This window comes from Pseudomonas sichuanensis (genome assembly GCF_003231305.1).
GTDB lineage: Bacteria > Pseudomonadota > Gammaproteobacteria > Pseudomonadales > Pseudomonadaceae > Aquipseudomonas > Aquipseudomonas sichuanensis.
In genome coordinates this window covers 96,115-117,161 of sequence record NZ_QKVM01000005.1, presented here as the reverse complement: position 1 = coordinate 117,161, position 21,047 = coordinate 96,115, and the positions used below count along the sequence as shown (strand labels likewise).

Annotated in this window: 17 protein-coding genes; 16 read left to right on the top strand and 1 reads right to left on the bottom strand. The window is 63.3% G+C overall.

What is annotated here, in order from left to right:
• Nucleotides 1-16: 16 nt before the first annotated feature.
• The 16 genes from rseP to ispD all read left to right on the top strand — a co-directional run bounded on the left by rseP (nucleotide 17) and on the right by ispD (nucleotide 19,983).
• Nucleotides 17-1,369 (top strand): sigma E protease regulator RseP, encoded by a 1,353-nt coding sequence (gene rseP / locus DM373_RS04465; protein WP_110992417.1) that lies wholly within the window; start codon nucleotides 17-19, stop codon nucleotides 1,367-1,369.
• 75 nt (nucleotides 1,370-1,444) lie between these two features.
• The gene (gene bamA / locus DM373_RS04460) at nucleotides 1,445-3,805 is read left to right on the top strand and encodes an outer membrane protein assembly factor BamA (RefSeq protein WP_110992416.1); all 2,361 of its coding nucleotides are present in this window, start codon (nucleotides 1,445-1,447) and stop codon (nucleotides 3,803-3,805) included.
• A 44-nt stretch (nucleotides 3,806-3,849) separates the two neighbouring features.
• Nucleotides 3,850-4,353, top strand: a complete 504-nt coding sequence (locus tag DM373_RS04455) for an OmpH/Skp family outer membrane protein (RefSeq protein WP_110992415.1) — start codon at nucleotides 3,850-3,852, stop codon at nucleotides 4,351-4,353.
• 1 nt (nucleotide 4,354) lies between these two features.
• Nucleotides 4,355-5,410 (top strand): UDP-3-O-(3-hydroxymyristoyl)glucosamine N-acyltransferase, encoded by a 1,056-nt coding sequence (gene lpxD / locus DM373_RS04450; RefSeq protein ID WP_110992414.1) that lies wholly within the window; start codon nucleotides 4,355-4,357, stop codon nucleotides 5,408-5,410.
• 114 nt (nucleotides 5,411-5,524) lie between these two features.
• The gene (fabZ, locus tag DM373_RS04445) at nucleotides 5,525-5,965 is read left to right on the top strand and encodes a 3-hydroxyacyl-ACP dehydratase FabZ (RefSeq protein WP_110992413.1); all 441 of its coding nucleotides are present in this window, start codon (nucleotides 5,525-5,527) and stop codon (nucleotides 5,963-5,965) included.
• Complete coding sequence (gene lpxA, locus DM373_RS04440; protein WP_110992412.1) at nucleotides 5,962-6,738, top strand: acyl-ACP--UDP-N-acetylglucosamine O-acyltransferase; 777 nt, start codon at nucleotides 5,962-5,964, stop codon at nucleotides 6,736-6,738. The genes fabZ and lpxA overlap by 4 nt, the downstream gene beginning before the upstream one ends.
• Nucleotide 6,739: 1 nt before the next feature.
• Nucleotides 6,740-7,867: a lipid-A-disaccharide synthase gene (lpxB, locus tag DM373_RS04435; protein WP_110992411.1), complete on the top strand. Its 1,128-nt coding sequence runs from the start codon at nucleotides 6,740-6,742 to the stop codon at nucleotides 7,865-7,867.
• Between the two features lies 1 nt (nucleotide 7,868).
• Nucleotides 7,869-8,492 carry a ribonuclease HII gene (rnhB, locus tag DM373_RS04430; RefSeq protein ID WP_110992410.1) on the top strand — a complete coding sequence of 208 codons (624 nt, stop codon included), beginning with the start codon at nucleotides 7,869-7,871 and terminating at the stop codon, nucleotides 8,490-8,492.
• 175 nt (nucleotides 8,493-8,667) lie between these two features.
• A complete protein-coding gene (dnaE, locus tag DM373_RS04425; RefSeq protein WP_110992409.1) occupies nucleotides 8,668-12,192 on the top strand; it encodes a DNA polymerase III subunit alpha in 3,525 nt (1,174 codons plus the stop codon).
• 107 nt (nucleotides 12,193-12,299) lie between these two features.
• A complete protein-coding gene (locus DM373_RS04420) occupies nucleotides 12,300-13,247 on the top strand; it encodes an acetyl-CoA carboxylase carboxyltransferase subunit alpha (protein WP_110992408.1) in 948 nt (315 codons plus the stop codon).
• A gap of 119 nt (nucleotides 13,248-13,366) precedes the next feature.
• Complete coding sequence (gene tilS / locus DM373_RS04415) at nucleotides 13,367-14,650, top strand: tRNA lysidine(34) synthetase TilS (protein WP_110992407.1); 1,284 nt, start codon at nucleotides 13,367-13,369, stop codon at nucleotides 14,648-14,650.
• Nucleotides 14,651-14,919: 269 nt separating this feature from the next.
• Nucleotides 14,920-16,548, top strand: a complete 1,629-nt coding sequence (locus tag DM373_RS04410; protein ID WP_110992406.1) for a CTP synthase — start codon at nucleotides 14,920-14,922, stop codon at nucleotides 16,546-16,548.
• Between the two features lie 3 nt (nucleotides 16,549-16,551).
• Nucleotides 16,552-17,397: a 3-deoxy-8-phosphooctulonate synthase gene (kdsA, locus tag DM373_RS04405; protein ID WP_110992405.1), complete on the top strand. Its 846-nt coding sequence runs from the start codon at nucleotides 16,552-16,554 to the stop codon at nucleotides 17,395-17,397.
• Between the two features lie 154 nt (nucleotides 17,398-17,551).
• A complete protein-coding gene (eno, locus tag DM373_RS04400; protein ID WP_110992404.1) occupies nucleotides 17,552-18,841 on the top strand; it encodes a phosphopyruvate hydratase in 1,290 nt (429 codons plus the stop codon).
• 156 nt (nucleotides 18,842-18,997) lie between these two features.
• Nucleotides 18,998-19,279, top strand: coding sequence for a cell division protein FtsB (ftsB, locus tag DM373_RS04395; RefSeq protein ID WP_110992403.1), 282 nt, complete (start codon nucleotides 18,998-19,000; stop codon nucleotides 19,277-19,279).
• On the top strand, nucleotides 19,276-19,983 hold the full coding sequence (gene ispD, locus DM373_RS04390; RefSeq protein ID WP_110992402.1) for a 2-C-methyl-D-erythritol 4-phosphate cytidylyltransferase: 708 nt from the start codon (nucleotides 19,276-19,278) through the stop codon (nucleotides 19,981-19,983). Before ftsB ends, ispD begins: the two co-directional genes overlap by 4 nt.
• Nucleotides 19,984-20,114: 131 nt before the next feature.
• On the opposite strand, the gene DM373_RS04385 is transcribed toward ispD, so the two are convergent.
• Nucleotides 20,115-21,011, bottom strand: coding sequence for a LysR substrate-binding domain-containing protein (locus DM373_RS04385; protein ID WP_110992401.1), 897 nt, complete (start codon nucleotides 21,009-21,011; stop codon nucleotides 20,115-20,117).
• Nucleotides 21,012-21,047: the final 36 nt, after the last annotated feature.

Here is a 21,047-nt window from a genome sequence, read left to right as displayed (position 1 = left end):
CTTGCGGAGATAGCTCATGACTGCGCTGTACATGATTGTTGGCACCCTGGTGGCATTGGGTGTGCTGGTCACTTTTCACGAGTTCGGTCACTTCTGGGTGGCGCGGCGCTGTGGCGTCAAGGTTCTGCGCTTCTCGGTCGGCTTCGGTGCGCCGCTGTTGCGCTGGCATGATCGGCAGGGCACCGAGTTCGTGGTGGCAGCCATCCCCCTGGGTGGCTACGTCAAAATGCTCGACGAGCGCGAGGGCGAGGTTCCGCCGGCGCTGATCGAGCAGTCATTCAACCGCAAGTCGGTACGCCAGCGCATCGCCATCGTAGCCGCCGGCCCCATCGCCAACTTCCTGCTCGCCATCCTGTTCTTCTGGGTCATCGCCATGCTCGGCACCCAGCAGGTGCGCCCGGTCATCGGTGCAGTCGAGTCGGGCAGCCTGGCGGCCGTCGCCGGCTTGAGCGCGGGTCAGGAAATTGTCTCGGTCGACGGTGAACCGACCAATGGCTGGTCGGCGGTCAACCTGCAACTGGTGCGTCGCCTCGGCGAGAGCGGCACCCTGCGCGTGGGGGTGCTCGATGAGGGCGCAACGGCCCCGCAGCAGCGCGATATCCAGCTGAGCCATTGGCTCAAGGGCGTCGATGAGCCCGACCCGATCCAGTCGCTGGGCCTGCGCCCGTGGCGCCCGGCAGTGACGCCGGTGCTGGCCGAGATCGATCCCAAGGGGCCGGCGGCAGCGGCGGGGCTCAAGACCGGCGACAGGTTGTTGGCCCTCGAAGGTGTGGCGTTGGCTGACTGGCAGCAGGTGGTCGATGCCGTTCGCGCCCGCCCTGAACAAAAGGTCAATCTGCGCATCGAACGTGACGGCGCGCAGCTGGAGCTGCCGGTAACGCTGGCGCGCAAGGGCGAAGGCCAGGCAGCCGGTGGTTATCTGGGTGCCGGTGTGAAAGGCGCGCAATGGCCGCCAGAAATGCTCCGCGAGGTCAGCTACGGCCCGCTCGAGGCCGTGGGCGAGGGCCTTTCGCGGACCTGGAGCATGAGTGTCCTGACCCTTGAATCGTTGAAGAAAATGCTGTTCGGGGAGCTCTCGGTAAAAAACTTGAGCGGACCGATAACCATTGCTAAAGTGGCGGGCGCTTCAGCCCAGTCGGGCGTTGGGGATTTCCTGAATTTCCTGGCCTACCTGAGCATAAGCCTGGGGGTTCTGAATTTGCTGCCTATTCCAGTACTGGATGGGGGGCATTTGCTGTTCTACCTGATCGAGTGGGCGCGCGGTCGTCCGCTCTCGGATCGGGTGCAGGGTTGGGGGGTCCAGATCGGTATCAGTTTGGTCATAGGGGTGATGTTGCTCGCCCTGATCAACGATCTGGGTCGACTATAAAAGCTTCGCTCAATCGCGAAACCTGCTGCCTCTTTGCGGCGGGTTGTTTATTGCCAGTTGGAATAAAAGGACTTCATGAAACGTCTGCTGCTAACTGCGGTCCTCTCCGCACTGATGATCGCTGAAGTTCACGCCGAGTCCTTCACCATCTCCGATATTCGTGTCAACGGCCTGCAGCGGGTTTCCGCCGGCAGCGTGTTCGGCGCCCTGCCGCTGAACGTCGGCGATCAGGTCGATGACCGCCGTCTGGTCGACTCCACCCGCTCGCTGTTCAAGACCGGTTTCTTCCAGGACATCCAGCTGAATCGCGACGGCAATGTCCTGATCATCAACGTGGTCGAGCGCCCGTCGGTCGCCAGCATCGAGATCGAAGGCAACAAGGCCATCAGCACCGAAGACCTGATGAAGGGCCTGAAGCAGTCGGGCCTGGCCGAAGGCGAGATCTTCCAGCGCGCGACCCTCGAGGGCGTGCGTAACGAACTGCAGCGCCAGTATGTGGCCCAGGGCCGCTACTCGGCCGAAGTCGACGCCGAAGTCGTGCCGCAGCCGCGCAACCGGGTCGGCCTGAAGATCAAGATCAACGAAGGCACCGTCGCTGCGATCCAGCACATCAACGTGGTCGGCAACACGGTGTTCGACGACGAAACCCTGGGCCAGCTGTTCGAGCTGAAAACCACCAACTGGCTGTCGTTCTTCAAGAACGACGACAAGTACGCCCGTGAAAAACTGTCCGGTGACCTCGAGCGCCTGCGCTCCTACTACCTGGACCGCGGCTACATCAACATGGACATCGCGTCCACCCAGGTGTCCATCACCCCGGACAAGAAGCACGTCTACATCACCGTCAACATCAACGAAGGCGAGAAGTACACCGTCCGTGACGTGAAGCTCTCCGGCGACCTCAAGGTCCCGGAAGACCAGGTCAAGTCGCTGCTGCTGGTACAGCCCGGCCAGGTGTTCTCGCGCAAGGTGATGACCACCACTTCCGACCTCATTACCCGTCGCCTGGGTAACGAGGGCTATACCTTCGCCAACGTCAACGGCGTGCCACAGCCAAACGACCAGGATCACACCGTCGACATCATGTTCGTCGTCGATCCGGGCAAGCGCGCCTACGTCAACCGCATCAACTACCGCGGCAACACCAAGACCGAAGACGAAGTGCTGCGCCGTGAAATGCGCCAGATGGAAGGTGGCTGGGCTTCGACCTACCTGATCGACCAGTCCAAGACCCGCCTCGAGCGCCTGGGCTTCTTCAAGGAGGTCAACGTCGAGACTCCGGCAGTGCCGGGCACCGACGACCAGGTCGACGTCAACTACAGCGTCGAAGAGCAGGCCTCCGGCTCCATCACCGCCAGCGTCGGTTTCGCCCAGAGTGCCGGCTTGATCCTGGGTGGCTCGATCAGCCAGACCAACTTCCTGGGTACCGGTAACAAGGTGTCCATCGGCCTGACCCGTTCGGAATACCAGACCCGCTACAACTTCGGCTTCGTTGACCCCTACTTCACTGCCGACGGCGTGAGCCTGGGCTACAACGCCTTCTACCGCAGCACCAACTACGACGATCTCGACGTCGACGTGGCCAGCTATGCGGTCGACAGCCTCGGCGCCGGCGTCAGCCTGGGTTACCCGATCAGCGAGACTTCGCGCCTGACCTACGGCCTGACCGTGCAGCAGGACAAGCTCAAGACCGGCCGTTACACCGTCGACGAGATCTTCAAGTTCATTCAGGACGAGGGTGACAGCTTCCTCAACTTCAAGGCTTCGGTCGGCTGGTCCGAATCGACCCTGAACAAAGGCGTGCTGGCAACCCGTGGTCACTCGCAAAGCCTGACCCTGGAAACCACCGTGCCGGGCAGCGACCTGTCGTTCTACAAGCTCGACTACCGCGGCCAGCTGTTCAAGCCAATCAACAACGACTACACCCTGCGCCTGCACACCGAGCTGGGCTATGGTGATGGCTTCGGTAGCACTTCGGGCCTGCCGTTCTACGAGAACTATTACGCCGGTGGTTTCAACTCGGTACGTGGCTTCAAGGACAGCAGCCTGGGGCCGCGCAGCACGCCAAGCCGCGGTGCAGCCGTTACGGGTAACCAGGGCACCATCGCCGACCCGGACCAGGATCCGCTGCCGTTCGGTGGCAACGTGCTGGTGCAGGGCGGTGTAGAACTGCTGTTCCCGCTGCCGTTCGTCAAGGACCAGCGTTCCCTGCGTACCTCGGTATTCTGGGATGTGGGTAACGTGTTCGACACCAATTGCGGTTCCAAGCCGGATTGCGCCAAGGTCGGTTTCTCCGACATGGCCAGCTCCGTGGGTCTGGGTGTGACCTGGATCACCGCGCTGGGCCCGTTGAGCTTCAGCCTGGCGATGCCGATCAAGAAGCCGGACGACGCCGACACCCAGGTGTTCCAATTCTCTCTGGGCCAGACCTTCTGAGGTCGGCCCTTGCATAACGACAACGGTTTATCCAGGAGTGCATCGTGCGTAAGTTGACCCAACTGGCCCTCGTGGCTGCGGCGCTGGTCGCCACCCCGGCTTTCGCCGAAATGAAGGTTGCCGTGCTGAACTATCAGATGGCCCTGCTCGAGTCCGACGCGGCCAAGAAGTACGCCGTTGACGCCGAGAAAAAATTCGGCCCGCAACTGACCAAGCTCAAGGGCCTGGAAAGCAGCGCCAAGGGCATCCAGGACCGCCTGATCAAGGGCGGCGATAAAATGGCCCAGCCTGAGCGTGAACGCCTGGAGCTCGAATTCAAGCAGAAGGCCCGTGACTTCCAGTTCCAGTCCAAGGAGCTGAACGAAGCCAAGGCCGTGGCCGACCGCGACATGCTCAAGCAGCTCAAGCCCAAGCTGGATGGCGCTGTCGAAGAAGTGATCAAGAAGGGGGGCTTTGATCTGGTGCTCGAGCGTGGCGCGGTCATCGATGTCAAACCGCAGTACGACATCACCCGCCAGGTCATCGAGCGCATGAACCAAGCCCGTTGATATGACCGTGACCATGACGCTCGGCCAGCTGGCCGAGGCCCTCGGGGCTGAGCTCAAGGGCCCCGAGGCGCTGCAGATCAGTGGGCTGGCCACCTTGCAGGAGGCCGGGCCCGGGCAGTTGAGCTTCCTCGCCAACAAGCAGTACCGCAAGTACCTGGACAATGCCCAGGCCGGCGCGGTGCTGCTCAAGGCCGAGGATGCCGCAGCCTTTGCCGGCAACGCACTGATCGTGCCCGACCCGTACCTTGCCTATGCGCGTATTTCGCACCTGTTCGACCCCAAGCCCAAGGCTGTGGCGGGAATTCATCCCAGCGCCGTGGTAGCCGAGGACGCACAGGTGGATGCCAGCGCCAGCATCGGTCCCTTCGCGGTGATCGAAGCCGGTGCGCGTATTGGCGCGAACGTCACGGTCGGCGCGCACTGTTTCATTGGCGCCCGTTGCGTCATCGGTGAGGGTGGCTGGCTTGCGCCGCGGGTCACGCTGTATCACGACGTGACCATCGGCAAGCGCGTGGTCATCCAGTCTGGCGCCGTGATCGGTGGCGAGGGCTTCGGTTTCGCCAACGAGAAGGGCGTGTGGCAGAAGATCGCCCAGATCGGTGGCGTGACGCTGGGCGATGACGTGGAGATTGGCGTGAACACCGCCGTCGACCGCGGTGCGCTGTCGGATACCCTGATCGGCAATGGCGTCAAGCTCGACAACCAGATCCAGATCGCCCACAACGTGCAGGTCGGTGACCACACGGCGATGGCGGCCTGCGTTGGTATTTCCGGCAGCACCAAGATCGGCAAGCATTGCATGATTGCGGGCGGCGTCGGCATGGTCGGGCATATCGAGGTGTGCGACAACGTATTCGTTTCCGGCATGACCATGGTTACCCGTTCGATCACCGAGCCAGGCGGCTATTCTTCTGGCACGGCCATGCAGCCACTGGCCGAATGGCGCAAGAGTGCCGCGCGGATTCGCCAGTTGGACGAGACGGCCAAGCGTCTGCAACAGCTGGAAAAACGTGTCGATACAGTGACCTCAGGTGGCCAGCCGACATCAGAAGGCTAATACCGCTTTCTGAGCAAGCGTGCACAATCGCTAGCTGGCTCCTCTTTGGATCTGCAAAAGGAGCGTGTGGTCAGCACCTGCGCTCCCTATTCTTATTACAGGCTTCCCCCCGAAATGATGGACATCAACGAGATTCGCGAATACCTGCCTCACCGTTACCCGTTCCTGCTGGTGGACCGGGTGACGGATCTGGATTTCGAGGCCCAGAGCATTCGTGCCTACAAGAATGTCAGCATCAACGAGCCGTTCTTCAACGGCCATTTCCCGCAGCACCCGATCATGCCGGGCGTGCTGATCATCGAGGCGATGGCCCAGGCGGCCGGGATTCTCGGTTTCAAGATGCTCGATGCCAAGCCGGCTGATGGCACCCTGTACTACTTCGTCGGTTCCGACAAGCTGCGTTTCCGCCAGCCAGTGCTGCCGGGCGACCAGTTGGTGCTGGAAGCCAAGTTCATCAGCCGCAAGCGCATGATCTGGAAGTTCGAATGCCGTGCACTGGTTGATGGCAAGGCCGTCTGCTCGGCAGAAATCACTTGCGCGGAACAGTCCCTATGAATTCGATTGACCCTCGGGCGATCATCGACCCTTCGGCCAAGCTGGCCGACGGCGTCGAGGTCGGCCCTTGGTCGATCGTAGGCCCTGATGTGGAAATCGGCGAGGGTACCGTCATCGGCCCTCATGTGGTGCTCAAGGGCCCGACCCGCATTGGCAAGCACAACCGTATCTACCAGTTCAGCTCCATCGGTGAAGACACCCCGGACCTGAAGTACAAGGGTGAACTCACCCGCCTGGTGATCGGCGATCACAATGTGATCCGCGAGGGTGTCACCATCCATCGCGGTACCGTGCAGGACCGTTCGGAAACCACCCTGGGCGACCACAACCTGATCATGGCCTACGCGCACATCGGCCACGACAGCGTGATCGGCAACCACTGCATCCTGGTCAACAACACTGCGCTGGCTGGCCATGTGCATGTGGGCGACTGGGCGATCCTCTCCGGCTACACGCTGGTGCACCAGTATTGCCACATCGGTGCCCACGCCTTCTCCGGCATGGGCACGGCGATCGGCAAGGACGTCCCGGCGTTCGTCACGGTATTCGGCAGCCCGGCAGAAGCACGCAGCATGAACTTCGAAGGTTTGCGCCGTCGCGGTTTCAGCGACGAAGTGCTGCATGCCCTGCGCCGCGCCTACAAGGTGGTCTATCGCCAGGGGCTGACCGTCGAGGAAGCACTGAAGGAACTCGAGGAACTGGCTGGCCAGTTCCCTGAAGTCGAAGTGTTCCGCAAATCGATCGTCGATTCCGCCCGCGGCATCACCCGCTGATATGGCCCAACTCTGCGTTGCGTTGGTCGCGGGTGAGGCCAGCGGCGATATCCTTGGCTCCGGCCTGATGCGCGCCATCAAGGCCCGCCACCCCGATGTGCGCTTCATCGGCGTGGGCGGGCCCTTGATGGAAGCTGAAGGCATGACGTCCTACTTCCCCATGGAGCGCCTGGCGGTGATGGGCCTGGTCGAAGTGCTGGGGCGCCTGCGTGAGCTGCTCAAGCGGCGCAAGCTGCTGATCCAGACGCTGATCGACGAAAAGCCAGACGTTTTCATCGGTATCGACGCGCCGGACTTCACCCTCAACATCGAACTCAAGCTGCGGCAGGCCGGGATCAAGACCGTGCACTACGTCAGCCCATCGGTATGGGCGTGGCGGCAGAAGCGCGTGTTGAAGATTCGCGAAGGCTGCGACCTGATGCTGACCCTGCTGCCGTTCGAGGCGCGCTTCTATGAAGAGCAGGGCGTGCCGGTGCGGTTCGTCGGCCACCCGCTGGCCGACACCATACCGCTTCAGGCCGATCGCGCAGCCGCCCGCAATGAGCTCGGGCTGGCCGCCGGGCCAGTGGTGGCGCTGATGCCAGGCAGCCGTGGCGGCGAAGTAGGGCGCCTGGGCGCACTGTTCCTGGATGCTGCCCAGCGTCTGGTCGAGCTGGTGCCGGGCGTACGCTTCGTGCTGCCCTGCGCGAATGCCGCGCGGCGTGCCCAACTCGAGCAGATGCTTGCAGGGCGCGAGCTGCCGTTGACCCTGCTGGACGGCCGGTCGCACACAGCCCTGGCGGCGTGCGATGCAGTACTGATCGCATCCGGTACCGCCACGCTGGAGGCGATGTTGTACAAGCGGCCGATGGTGGTGGCCTATCGCCTGGCGCCGCTGACGTACTGGATCCTCAAGCGCATGGTCAAGAGCCCCTACGTGTCGCTGCCCAACCTGCTGGCCCAGCGCCTGCTGGTGCCGGAGCTGCTGCAGGACGCCGCCACCAGTGAAGCCCTGGCCCAGACCCTGGCACCGCTGGTCAAGGACGGCTCGCAGCAGACCGAAAGCTTCGACCAGATCCACCGTACCTTGCGCCGTGACGCCTCCAACCAGGCGGCTGACGCGGTGCTTGCCTTGTTGAAGGATCGCTGACATGCAGATGGGACTGGATTTCAACCTGGTCGAGGACCTGGTCGCCGGTGTCGACGAGGTCGGCCGCGGCCCGCTGTGCGGCGCGGTCGTTACTGCGGCTGTAATCCTCGACCCCCAGCGCCCGATCCTTGGCCTGAACGACTCGAAGAAACTCACCGAAGCCAAGCGCGAGGCGTTGTTCGACGAGATCTGCGAGAAAGCCCTGAGCTTCTGCATCGCCCGCGCCGAGGTCGAGGAAATCGACCGTCTGAATATCCTGCAAGCCACCATGCTGGCCATGCAGCGCGCGGTCGAGGGATTGCACGTCACGCCCAAGCTGGCGCTGATCGACGGCAACCGCTGCCCGAAACTGTCGGTGCCGGCGGCGCCGGTGGTCAAGGGTGACTCCCAGGTGCCGGCCATTGCCGCCGCGTCGATCCTGGCCAAGGTGACCCGTGACCGCGAGATGAGCGCGTTCGAGCAGATCTACCCGGGTTACGGGATCGGCGGGCACAAGGGCTACCCGACGCCGGTGCACCTGGAGGCGCTGGCACGGCTTGGGCCGACGCCGATTCACCGGCGCTCGTTCGCGCCGGTGCGGGCGGCCTGGGAGGCCCGTGAGGGGCAGCCGAACGCTCTGATCTGACAGCTTTCACCATTCATCGCGGGGCAAGCCCGCTCCCACGCCAGGCAAGACTGCGTGGGAGCGGGCTTGCCCCGCGATGCATTCTGCAACCAACCGCTGGCCTCCAGGCGAGGCAAGCGAACGGCAATACGCTACAATCCCGCCCTTGTCGTTCAGCGCTGCTACAGGACTTTCCATGTCGGTCTCCTTCATTCACCTTCGCGTGCATTCCGAATTCTCCCTGGTCGACGGCCTGGTGCGGATCAAGCCGCTGGCCAAGGCCCTGGCCGGGATGAACATGCCGGCGGTGGCGATCACCGACCAGAGCAACATGTGCTCGCTGGTGAAGTTCTACAAGACCGCCATGGGCGCCGGTATCAAGCCGATCTGTGGCGCGGACCTGTGGCTGGCGGGCAGCGATCCCGAGGCACCGCTGTCGCGGATCTGTTTCCTGGCCATGAACCCCCAGGGCTACCGCAACCTCACCGAGCTGATCTCCAGGGGTTGGACCGACGGCCAGCGCAATGGCCTGGTGATCATCCAGCGCGAATGGATCGCCCCGGCCAGCGAGGGCCTGATCGCCCTGTCCGCGGGCAAGGAAGGCGATATCGGCGCGGCGTTGATGGCGGGGCGCGAGCATGAGGCCGAGGCCTTGCTCGGCGACTGGATGGGCATGTTCCCGGAGCGCTTCTACGTCGAGGTGCAGCGCACCAACCGTGCCGGCGACGAAGAATACGTGCACGCCGCCGTGGCCCTGGCCGACAAGCTCGGCGCGCCGCTGGTGGCGACCAACGACGTGCGTTTCATCAAGCAGTCGGACTTCGACGCCCACGAAACCCGGGTCTGCATCGGCGAAGGCTGGACCCTCGACGACCCTCGTCGGCCGCGTGGCTACAGCGATCAGCAGTACCTCAAGTCCGCCGAAGAGATGGCCGAGCTGTTCAGCGACCTGCCTGACGCCATCGCCAACACCGTGGAGATCGCCAAGCGCTGCAATATCACCGTGCAGCTGGGCAAGTACTTCCTGCCCGACTTCCCCACGCCCAACGGCATGGGCATCGACGACTACTTGCGTCATGTCTCCCACGAAGGCCTGGAGGAGCGCCTGGCGGTGCTCTGGCCGAAGGAGACCACGCCCAACTACGAAGAGAAGCGCCAGGTCTACCTGGACCGCCTGAAGTTCGAACTGGACATCATCATCCAGATGGGCTTCCCCGGTTACTTCCTGATCGTTATGGACTTCATCAAGTGGGCCAAGAACAACGACGTGCCGGTTGGCCCGGGCCGGGGCTCGGGTGCCGGTTCGCTGGTGGCCTATGTACTGAAGATCACCGACCTCGACCCGCTGGCCTATGACCTGCTGTTCGAACGTTTCCTCAACCCTGAACGTATTTCCATGCCCGACTTCGACGTCGACTTCTGCATGGATGGCCGTGACCGGGTGATCGACTACGTGGCCGAGGCCTATGGCCGCAATGCGGTCAGCCAGATCATCACCTTCGGCACCATGGCCGCCAAGGCGGTGGTGCGCGACGTGGCGCGGGTGCAGGGCAAGTCGTACGGCCTGGCCGACCGGCTGTCGAAGATGATCCCGTTCGAAGTGGGCATGACCCTGGAGAAGGCCTACGAGCAGGAGGAAATCCTGCGTGACTTCCTCAAGAGCGACGAGGATGGCCGCGAGATCTGGGACATGGCCCTCAAGCTCGAGGGTGTCACCCGCGGTACCGGCAAGCACGCCGGTGGTGTGGTAATCGCCCCGACCAAGCTCACCGACTTCTCGCCGATCGCCTGTGACGAAGAGGGCGGCGGCCTGGTGACCCAGTTCGACAAGGACGACGTCGAGGCCGCGGGCCTGGTGAAGTTCGACTTCCTCGGCCTGCGCACGCTAACCATCATCAAATGGGCGATGGAGATCATCAATCGCGAGCAGAAAAAGAACAATCTGCCCGACGTGAACATCGACTTCATCCCGCTGGATGACCGCAAGACCTACGAGCTGCTGCAGAAGGCCGAGACCACTGCGGTGTTCCAGCTCGAATCCCGCGGCATGAAAGAGCTGATCAAGAAGCTCAAGCCCGACTGCTTGGAAGATTTGATCGCACTGGTGGCGTTGTTCCGTCCCGGCCCGTTGCAATCGGGCATGGTGGACGACTTCATCAACCGCAAGCACGGCCGCGCCGAACTGGCCTACCCGCACGCCGACTACCAGTACGAAGGCCTCAAGCCGGTACTGGCGCCCACCTACGGCATCATCCTGTACCAGGAACAGGTGATGCAGATCGCCCAGGTGATGGCCGGCTACACCCTCGGCGGCGCCGACATGCTGCGCCGGGCGATGGGTAAGAAAAAGCCCGAGGAGATGGCCAAGCAGCGTGGCGGTTTCATCGAGGGTTGCGTCGGCAACAACATCGATGCGGATCTGGCGGGTAACATCTTCGACCTGGTAGAGAAATTCGCCGGTTACGGCTTCAACAAGTCCCACTCCGCGGCCTATGGCCTGGTGTCCTACCAGACCGCCTGGCTGAAGACCCACTACCCGGCGCCGTTCATGGCCGCGGTACTGTCGGCGGACATGCACAACACCGACAAGGTGGTGGTGCTGGTCGAGGAAGTGCGCAGCATGAAGCTGCGTCTCGATGCGCCGGACGTGAACTTCTCCGACTTCAAGTTCGCCGTCAACGACGATGGCCGCATCGTCTATGGCCTGGGTGCGATCAAGGGCGTGGGCGAGGGGCCGGTGGAGGCGATTGTCGAGGCTCGGGCGCAAGGCGGCCCGTTCAAGGACCTGTTCGACTTCTGTGAACGCATCGACCTCAAGCGGGTCAACAAGCGTACCCTCGACGCGTTGATTCGCAGTGGTGCGCTGGACCGCCTGGGCCCGCACTTCCATGACGAGATCAAGGCCTACCAGGCGAACATCGACATCAACCGCGCCACCTTGCTGTCGGCGCTGGGCGAGGCCGTCAAGGCTGCCGAGCAGGCGGCGCATACCGCCGACAGTGGTCACGTCGACCTGTTCGGCAGCATGTTCGACGAGGCGGATGTCGACGTCTACGCCAACCACCGCAAGGTGCGCGAGCTGACGCTCAAGGAGCGTCTCAAGGGCGAAAAGGACACCCTCGGGCTGTATCTCACTGGCCACCCGATCGACGAATACGAGACCGAGATCCGCCGCTTCGCCCGCCAGCGCATCATCGACCTCAAGCCGGCGCGTGACACCCAGACCATTGCCGGGATGATCATTGCCCTGCGGGTGATGAAGAACAAGAAGGGCGACAAGATGGGCTTCGTGACCCTGGACGACCGTTCCGGGCGTATCGAAGCCTCGCTGTTCGCCGACGCCTTCATGGCCGCGCAAGCGTTGCTGCAGACCGACGCCATGGTGGTGGTGGAAGGGGAGGTCAGCAACGATGACTTCTCCGGCGGCCTGCGCCTGCGGGTCAAGACGGTGATGACCATGGAGGATGCACGCACCAAGCTGGCCGAGAGCCTACGCCTGAAAGTCGCCCACGAGGCGCTCAAGGGCGATCGGCTGAAGTGGCTGGGCGAGCTGATTACCCGCCATCGCGGGGGCTGCCCGATCACCCTGGAGTACACCGGCAGCGACGCCAAGGCCATGCTGCAGTTCGGCGACCAGTGGTGCATCGACCCGGCCGATGGCCTGATTCAGGCACTGCGTGACCAGTTCGGGCGTGAGAACGTCTTCCTGCAATATCGTTGAATCGACTAAAAATTTAATCTCGACCTGAATGCGCCTGATCCCTTAAGGTAGGGCGCCAAACGGATCAACCGGCCGGCCGCCTGGCCGTAGACCCAAGACGGATGACTATGAACCCGAATTTTCTCGATTTCGAACAGCCGATTGCCGACCTGCAAGCCAAGATCGAAGGCCTGCGCCTGGTAGGCAACGACAACTCGCTGAACATCAGCGATGAAATTGCCCGTCTGCAAGACAAGAGCAACACCCTGACCGAGAGCATCTTCGGCAACCTGACCAGCTGGCAGATCGCTCGCCTGGCCCGTCACCCGCGCCGTCCGTATACCCTCGACTACATCGACCACATCTTCACCGAGTTCGAAGAGCTGCACGGCGACCGTCATTTCGCCGACGACGCCGCCATCGTCGGTGGTACCGCGCGCCTCAACGACAAGCCGGTGATGGTCATCGGTCATCAGAAAGGCCGCGAAGTGCGCGAGAAGGTTCGCCGCAACTTCGGCATGCCGCGCCCGGAGGGCTACCGCAAGGCGTGCCGTCTGATGGAGATGGCCGAGCGCTTCAAGATGCCGATCCTGACCTTCATCGACACCCCGGGCGCCTACCCGGGCATCGACGCTGAAGAGCGCAACCAGAGCGAAGCCATCGCCTGGAACCTGCGGGTGATGGCGCGCCTGAAGACCCCGATCATCGCCACCGTGATTGGTGAAGGTGGTTCCGGCGGTGCACTGGCCATTGGCGTGTGCGACCAGCTGAACATGCTGCAGTACTCGACCTACTCGGTGATTTCGCCAGAAGGTTGCGCCTCGATCCTGTGGAAGACCGCCGACCGTGCCGCCGACGCTGCCGAGGCCATGGGCGTGACAGCCGATCGCCTGAAGAGCCTGAACATCGTCGACAAGGTCATCCAGGAGCCGCTGGGCGGTGCCCACCGTGACCCGGCCAAGGTCTCTGCAAGCATCCGTGCCGACCTGATCGAACAGCTGGACATGCTCGGCAAGCTCGACAACGATGCGCTGCTCAAGCGCCGTTACGATCGCCTGATGAGCTACGGCCTCTAATACGCCGCAGCAGCAATCGCGGGGCAAGCCCGCTCCCACGGGATCGCGCAATGCCTGAAGCAAGCGCCGTTCCCGTGGGAGCGGGCTTGCCCCGCGATGCTTTCGCAAGTGAGGGCCCGATGCTCAACCTCACCCCTTGGCTCAACGCCCCTGCCTGGTATGTCGCCTTCTCTGGCGGCCTCGACTCCACCGTCCTGCTGCACCTGCTGGCCGACTACGGCCGCAACCACCCCGCGCCGCCGCTGCGTGCCGTCCATGTGCATCATGGTCTGCAAGCTGCCGCCGATGCATGGCCGGCCCACTGCAGAACCGTCTGTGATGCCCTGGGCATCGAACTCGACGTTATCCACGTTCAGGTAGCCCTGGATGCCAGTCTTGAGCAGGCTGCCCGCGATGCCCGTTACGCCGCCTTCGAAAAGCTGCTCGCTCCAGGTGCCGTGCTGTTCACCGGCCAGCACCGTGACGATCAGGCCGAAACTTTGCTCTTCCGTCTGCTGCGCGGCGCCGGATTGCGTGGGCTGTCGGCCATGCCCGAGGCGCGGCCGCTGGGGCAGGGCGGCCTCGTTCGGCCGATGCTTAAACTGTCGCGCGAGCAGTTGCAGGCCTACGCCCGGAGCAAGGGGTTGGTGTGGGTCGATGATCCCACCAATACCGACACCACCTTCGCCCGCAACTACCTGCGTGGCGAGGTATTGCCGCTGCTGAGGCAGCGCTGGCCCCAGGCAGAAGGCAGCCTGGCGCGCAGCGCCGAGCACCTGGGGGAGGCATTGGGCCTGCTGGATGAGCTGGCTGCAGCCGACCTGGCAACGGCCTGCGGCAATGCGCCGCTGCCCTGGCTCGGGCTGGACTCCCTCGACCTCGCCACCCTCGCGGCATTGTCGCCAGCGCGCCAGCGCAATGCCCTGCAATACTGGCTTGGCCGGCGCACCCGGTTGCCCGACAGCCGCCACTGGGCGGGCTGGAACGACCTGCGCGACGCTGCAGCCGACGCCCGGCCGGTGTGGCGCCTGACCGACGGCGAGTTGCAGCGCAGCCATGGACGCATCTGGTGGTTGAGTGGCGAGTGGCAGCGCACGCCATCGGGGGGGCTCTCCTGGCAGGATCCGACCCAGCCATTGGCATTGCCGGGCAACGGCCATGTGCGATTGGCAGCGCAATCGGTCGCAGCGGGCCTACGCATAGCCTATCGCCGGGGTGGCGAAGTGCTGGACCTTCCCGGCCGTGGGCGGCGCGACCTCAAGCGCCTGCTCAATGAGTTGCAGGTCCCGCATTTCGTGCGCCCACGTCTGCCGTTGCTGTATCAGGGCGAGCGGTTGCTGGCGGTGGCCAACCTGCCCGCGCTGGGGGCGGCAGATTGCCAGTTGCACTGGCAGCCGCCGACCAGCGTGCAAGGTTTGAGCTGAAGGGTACATTCCGGTAGACTACCCTCCCTTCTTGATACAACTTCTGTGGGTTCCTCGAAAACACAGGGGTTGCCGATTACCAAGCAGTTTTTTGCTGGGCTGATTCTTAAAATGACGAGCGAGCTCCATGCCGGGGATACCCCTGGTCTGTACAGACGCGGCAGTTGTTCGAGATGCACTGTGATTGACGCAGGTGATCGGGGGCTTCGGCCTTCCTTCGCTTTCTCCGGCGGCCCATGCCGCCTTAACGCAGACTTCTAGGGTTTTTCATGACGCGCTACATATTCGTCACGGGCGGTGTTGTTTCTTCATTGGGGAAAGGCATTGCCTCGGCTTCCCTGGCGGCCATCCTGGAAGCGCGGGGGCTCAAAGTCACCATGCTCAAGCTGGACCCGTACATCAACGTCGACCCGGGCACCATGAGCCCGTTCCAGCACGGTGAAGTATTCGTCACCCACGACGGCGCCGAGACCGACCTCGACCTGGGCCACTACGAGCGGTTCATCCGCACCACGATGACCCAGAACAACAACTTCACCACCGGCCGTATCTACGAGCACGTGCTGCGCAAAGAGCGCCGTGGTGACTACCTGGGCGCGACCATCCAGGTCATCCCGCACATCACCGACGAAATCAAGCGCCGCATCATCAAGGGCGCCGGCGATGCCGACGTCGCGCTGGTCGAGATCGGCGGCACCGTGGGTGACATCGAGTCGCAGCCGTTCCTCGAGGCCATCCGCCAGCTGCGCGTCGAAGTGGGCTCCAAGCGCGCCATGCTGATGCACCTGACGCTGGTGCCGTACATCGCCACCGCCGGTGAGACCAAGACCAAGCCGACCCAGCACTCGGTCAAGGAGCTGCGCTCCATCGGCCTGCAGCCGGACGTGCTGATCTGCCGTTCCGACCACCCGGTCGACGCCTCGTCGCGTCGCAAGATCGCGCTGTTCACCAACGTTGAAGAGCGTGCGGTGATTTCGCTGGAAGACGTCGACACCATCTACAAGATCCCTGGCGTACTGCACGCGCAAGGCCTGGACGACTTCGTCGTCGAGCGCTTCGCCCTGCAGTGCAACAGTGCCGACCTGTCCGAGTGGGACAAGGTGGTCGATGCCAAGCTCAACCCTGAGCAGGAAGTGACCATCGCCATGGTCGGCAAGTACATGGAGCTGCTGGACGCGTACAAGTCGCTGATCGAAGCGATGAGCCACGCCGGCATCACCAACCGCACCAAGGTCAACCTGCGCTACATCGACTCCGAAGACATCGAGAACCAGGGCACCAGCCTGCTCGAAGGCGCCGATGCCATCCTGGTCCCCGGCGGTTTCGGCCTGCGCGGCGTGGAAGGCAAGATCACCGCGGTGCAGTACGCCCGTGAGAACAAGGTCCCGTACCTGGGCATCTGCCTCGGCATGCAGGTGGCCGTGATCGAGTTCGCCCGTAACGTGATGGGCTGGAAAGACGCCAACTCCACCGAGTTCGACCGCAACAGCGGCCACCCGGTCGTCGGCCTGATCACCGAGTGGGCAGACGCCACCGGCGCGGTCGAGACCCGTACCGAAGCCTCCGACCTGGGCGGCACCATGCGCCTGGGCGCACAGGACTGCCAGCTGGCATCGGGCTCGAAAGTGCACGACTGCTACGGCAAGGACATCATCACCGAGCGTCACCGTCACCGCTACGAAGTGAACAACAACCTGCTGCCACAACTGGTCGACGCCGGCCTGGTGGTTTCGGGTCGTTCCGAAGACGGCGCGCTGGTGGAAGTGGTCGAGTCCAAGGACCACCCATGGTTCGTCGCCTGCCAGTTCCACCCGGAGTTCACCTCGACGCCACGTGACGGTCACCCGCTGTTCAGCGGCTTCGTCAAGGCAGCCCTGGCACAGAAGAACAAGGCCTGATCCATGACTCAGAAGATCATTCGCGTCGGTAACATCGAGATCGCCAACGACAAGCCGTTCGTCCTGTTCGGCGGCATGAACGTCCTGGAGTCCCGTGACCTGGCCCTGAAGGTCTGCGAGGAGTACGTGCGGGTGACCGAGAAACTCGGCATCCCGTACGTGTTCAAGGCCAGCTTCGACAAGGCCAACCGCTCGTCGGTGGCCTCGTACCGTGGCCCGGGCATGGAAGAAGGCCTGAAGATCTTCGAAGAGATCAAGCAGACCTTCAACGTGCCGGTGATCACCGACGTGCACGAGCCCTACCAGTGCGAGCCGGTGGCCAAGGTGTGCGACATCATCCAGTTGCCGGCCTTCCTGTCGCGCCAGACCGACCTGGTGGTGGCGATGGCCAAGACCGGTGCGGTGATCAACATCAAGAAGGCGCAGTTCCTTGCGCCCCACGAGATGAAGCACATCCTCGCCAAGTGCGTCGAAGCCGGCAACGACCAGCTTATCCTGTGTGAGCGCGGTTCGAGCTTCGGCTACAACAACCTGGTGGTGGACATGCTCGGCTTCGGCATCATGAAGCAGTTCGAGTACCCGGTGTTCTTCGACGTCACCCACTCGCTGCAGACGCCGGGCGGCCGTGCCGACTCCGCCGGTGGCCGCCGTGCCCAGGTCACCGACCTGGCCAAGGCCGGCATGAGCCAGGGCCTGGCCGGGCTGTTCCTCGAAGCCCATCCGGACCCGGACAACGCCAAGTGCGACGGCCCGTGCGCCCTGCGCCTGGACAAGCTGGAGCCGTTCCTCGCCCAGCTCAAGCAGCTGGACGACCTGGTGAAAAGTTTTCCGACGGTAGAAACCGCGTAAAGCTCATTTCTCGGGTAAAGTACCGCCCGTTCCAACCCCTGACCTATCGGTCAGGGGCTCCCTTCGCCAGGCCTGCCCGTGCCATGTCGCCTGGTGAACGGCAAGAATTCCCAAAAGTTGCGTTAGTTTCGTCAATTCTGGAGTGCTTACAACAATGGCAAAGATCGTCGACATCAAAGGTCGTGAAGTTCTCGATTCCCGTGGCAACCCCACCGTGGAAGCCGACGTGCTGCTCGACAACGGCATCATCGGCAGCGCCTGCGCGCCGTCGGGTGCTTCCACTGGCTCGCGCGAAGCGCTGGAGCTGCGTGATGGCGACAAGAGCCGTTACCTGGGCAAGGGCGTGCTGAAGGCCGTCGCCAACATCAACGGCCCGATCCGCGAGCTGCTGCTGGGCAAGGACCCGGCCGACCAGAAGGCCCTGGACCGCGCCATGATCGAGCTGGACGGTACCGAGAACAAGGCCAAGCTGGGCGCCAACGCCATCCTGGCCGTTTCCCTGGCTGCCGCCAAGGCCGCCGCCCAGGACCTGGACCTGCCGCTGTACGCGCACATCGCCAACCTCAACGGCACCCCGGGCCAGTACTCCATGCCGGTTCCGATGATGAACATCATCAACGGCGGCGAGCACGCCGACAACAACGTCGACATCCAGGAGTTCATGGTGCAGCCGGTTGGCGCCAAGACCTTCTCCGACGGCCTGCGCATGGGCACCGAGATCTTCCACCACCTCAAAGCCGTGCTCAAGGCCCGTGGCCTGAACACCGCCGTCGGTGACGAAGGTGGCTTCGCGCCGAACCTGGCCTCCAACGAAGACGCCCTGGCCGCCATCGCCGAAGCCGTCGAGAAAGCCGGCTACAAGCTGGGCACCGACGTGACCCTGGCCCTGGACTGCGCCGCTTCCGAGTTCTACGAAGACGGCAAGTACAACCTGTCCGGTGAAGGCAAGTCGTTCGACGCCGAAGGTTTCGCCGAGTACCTCAAAGGCCTGACCGAGCGTTTCCCGATCATCTCGATCGAAGACGGCCTGGACGAGTCCGACTGGGCTGGCTGGAAAATCCTCACCGACAAGATCGGCAAGAAAGTCCAGCTGGTGGGCGACGACCTGTTCGTTACCAACACCAAGATCCTCAAGGAAGGCATCGAGAAGGGCATCGGTAACTCGATCCTGATCAAGTTCAACCAGATCGGCTCGCTGACCGAAACCCTGGAAGCCATCCAGATGGCCAAGGCCGCCGGCTACACCGCGGTGATCTCGCACCGTTCGGGTGAAACCGAGGACTCGACCATTGCCGACCTGGCCGTGGGTACCGCTGCTGGCCAGATCAAGACCGGCTCGCTGTGCCGCTCCGACCGCGTCAGCAAGTACAACCAGCTGCTGCGTATCGAAGAGCAACTGGGTGCCAAGGCCGTCTACCGTGGCCGCGACGAGTTTCGCGGCTGAGCAAGAGATGGTAAAAAGGCAGCAGCCGAGGCAGCCTGAACGTTCGTCCTGAATGTTCAGATGCTTCACACGGGTTTCTGTCGACGAAGCCTGGCCTCGGCCAGGCTTCGTGCTATCGGAAGCTCGCTGCGGCGGCCTTATACCCTGGATATCTTCATGCGCAGTCCCTATTGGTTGTTTCTCGTTCTGCTCCTGCTGCTCGGCGGCCTGCAATATCGCCTTTGGGTGGGTAATGGCAGCCTGGCGCAAGTGACCGAGCTCAAGCAGCAGATTGACGAACAGCACGCCGAGAACGAACGGCTGCTGGAGCGTAATCGCGTGCTCGATGCGGAAGTCCTGGAGCTGAAGAAAGGTATGGAGACCGTGGAAGAACGGGCTCGTCATGAACTGGGGATGGTCAAGGAGGGCGAAACCCTCTACCAGCTGCCGCAAAAATGACTCAGCAATTGCCGGCCTTCTGGGCCGTGATTCCCGCCGCGGGCGTTGGTGCCCGCATGGCTGCCGACCGGCCCAAGCAGTATCTGCAATTGGGCGGGCAGACCATCCTCGAGCATAGCCTCGACTGTTTTCTAGGCCACCCCGCGCTCAAGGGCGTGGTGGTCAGTATTGCCGATGAAGACCCGTACTGGCCCGGCCTGCGCTGTGCCAGCGATGGGCGCATCCAGCGCGCCCCGGGCGGGCGCGAGCGTGCCGACTCGGTGCTCAATGCCTTGTTGCTGCTGCACGCGCAAGGCGCGGCGGACGACGACTGGGTGCTGGTGCACGATGCGGCGCGGCCGAACCTGGCACGTAGCGACCTGGACCGGTTGCTGACCGAATTGGCCGATGACCCCGTGGGTGGGTTGTTGGCGGTCCCGGCGCGGGACACCCTCAAGCGTGCCGACGCCGATGGCCGAGTGAGCGTCACGGTCGATCGCAGTACCATCTGGCAGGCCTACACGCCGCAGATGTTCCGTTTGGGGATGCTGCACCGGGCGCTGGCCGAGTGCCTGGTGTCGGATGTGGCGGTCACCGATGAGTCCTCCGCCATCGAGTGGGCCGGCTACGCGCCACGGCTGATCGAAGGGCGCAGCGACAACATCAAGGTAACCCGGCCGGAAGACCTGGAGTGGTTGCGCCAGCGCTGGGCTGGGCGCCGTTGAAAGTCGTACTCCTGCACCGGCCTCTTCGCGGGTAAACCCGCTCCCACAGGGTTTTCACGGACTTCAGGTGCGGTGAAATCCTGTGGGAGCGGGTTTACCCGCGAACAGGCCAGTACAATCAGCACCTCTCTTCAGCCCTGCCGATACTCCGGCAGTTGCGCCAACCCATCCTTCAGGTAATCAACCAACCTTCGCACCTTCGGCGACAGATGCCGCTGCTGGGGATACAGCGCCCACACCGCCGTATTGGGCGGCTGGTGCCCCTCCAGCAACGACACCAGCGCGCCACTGTGCAGATGCTCCAGCACGTAATAATCCGGTAGCTGGCACAAGCCCATCCCCTGCAATGCCGCATCCAGCACCGCCTGGCCGCTGTTGCAGCGCCAGTTGCCATGCACCCGCTGGCTGAATTCGCGCCCGTCCTGCTGCAGCGCCCACAGGTCGGAACTGCCGATCAGGCAATTGTGCCGCGCCAGTTCCGACAGGCTGTGGGGCCGGCCATAACGCTCAAGGTAGGCGGGCGAGGCGCACAGGTACATGCGCCGAGGCGCCAGGCGCGTGGCGACCAGCCGCGAGTCCTGCAGGCGGCCCAGGCGGATCGCCATGTCCATGCCTTCATGCAGCAAGTCGAGGGTCCGGTTGCTCAGTTCCACCTCGACCCGCAACTGCGGGTACTGCGCCATGAACCGCGTCACCAGCGGCACGATGAACCGCTCACCGTAGGCAACGGCGCAGGTCATGCGCAGCAAGCCTTTGGGTTCGCTGGCCAGGTCGCCCATGGCGCGCAGCGCCTCTTCACGGCCATCCTGCAGGCGCTGGCAATGCTGGAGGAAGGTCTGCCCGGCTTCGCTCAGCGTCACCCGCCGGGTGCTGCGGTACAGCAGGCGGGTCTGTAGGCGTTCTTCAAGGCGGGCGATTTGCCGGCTGATATGGGACGAGGACACCCCCAGGCGCTCGGCGGCCGCGGTGAACTGGCCTGACTCGGCAACGGCGACGAATTCGTCGATGCCTTCCCAGCGACTGCTCATGGATTATCCCTGTATGGCAATAATGTTTTTTAGTAG

Excerpts from the sequence above, each read along its gene's own strand:
- lpxD (WP_110992414.1), top strand. The coding sequence starts at position 4,355 with ATGACCGTGACCATGACGCTCGGCCAGCTGGCCGAGGCCCTCGGGGCT.
- bamA (WP_110992416.1), top strand. The coding sequence starts at position 1,445 with ATGAAACGTCTGCTGCTAACTGCGGTCCTCTCCGCACTGATGATCGCT.
- fabZ (WP_110992413.1), top strand. The coding sequence starts at position 5,525 with ATGATGGACATCAACGAGATTCGCGAATACCTGCCTCACCGTTACCCG.
- lpxA (WP_110992412.1), top strand. The coding sequence starts at position 5,962 with ATGAATTCGATTGACCCTCGGGCGATCATCGACCCTTCGGCCAAGCTG.
- DM373_RS04420 (WP_110992408.1), top strand. The coding sequence starts at position 12,300 with ATGAACCCGAATTTTCTCGATTTCGAACAGCCGATTGCCGACCTGCAA.
- rnhB (WP_110992410.1), top strand. The coding sequence starts at position 7,869 with ATGCAGATGGGACTGGATTTCAACCTGGTCGAGGACCTGGTCGCCGGT.
- tilS (WP_110992407.1), top strand. The coding sequence starts at position 13,367 with ATGCTCAACCTCACCCCTTGGCTCAACGCCCCTGCCTGGTATGTCGCC.
- ispD (WP_110992402.1), top strand. The coding sequence starts at position 19,276 with ATGACTCAGCAATTGCCGGCCTTCTGGGCCGTGATTCCCGCCGCGGGC.
- DM373_RS04385 (WP_110992401.1), bottom strand. The coding sequence starts at position 21,011 with ATGAGCAGTCGCTGGGAAGGCATCGACGAATTCGTCGCCGTTGCCGAG.
- dnaE (WP_110992409.1), top strand. The coding sequence starts at position 8,668 with ATGTCGGTCTCCTTCATTCACCTTCGCGTGCATTCCGAATTCTCCCTG.
- lpxB (WP_110992411.1), top strand. The coding sequence starts at position 6,740 with ATGGCCCAACTCTGCGTTGCGTTGGTCGCGGGTGAGGCCAGCGGCGAT.
- DM373_RS04410 (WP_110992406.1), top strand. The coding sequence starts at position 14,920 with ATGACGCGCTACATATTCGTCACGGGCGGTGTTGTTTCTTCATTGGGG.
- rseP (WP_110992417.1), top strand. The coding sequence starts at position 17 with ATGACTGCGCTGTACATGATTGTTGGCACCCTGGTGGCATTGGGTGTG.
- ftsB (WP_110992403.1), top strand. The coding sequence starts at position 18,998 with ATGCGCAGTCCCTATTGGTTGTTTCTCGTTCTGCTCCTGCTGCTCGGC.
- kdsA (WP_110992405.1), top strand. The coding sequence starts at position 16,552 with ATGACTCAGAAGATCATTCGCGTCGGTAACATCGAGATCGCCAACGAC.
- eno (WP_110992404.1), top strand. The coding sequence starts at position 17,552 with ATGGCAAAGATCGTCGACATCAAAGGTCGTGAAGTTCTCGATTCCCGT.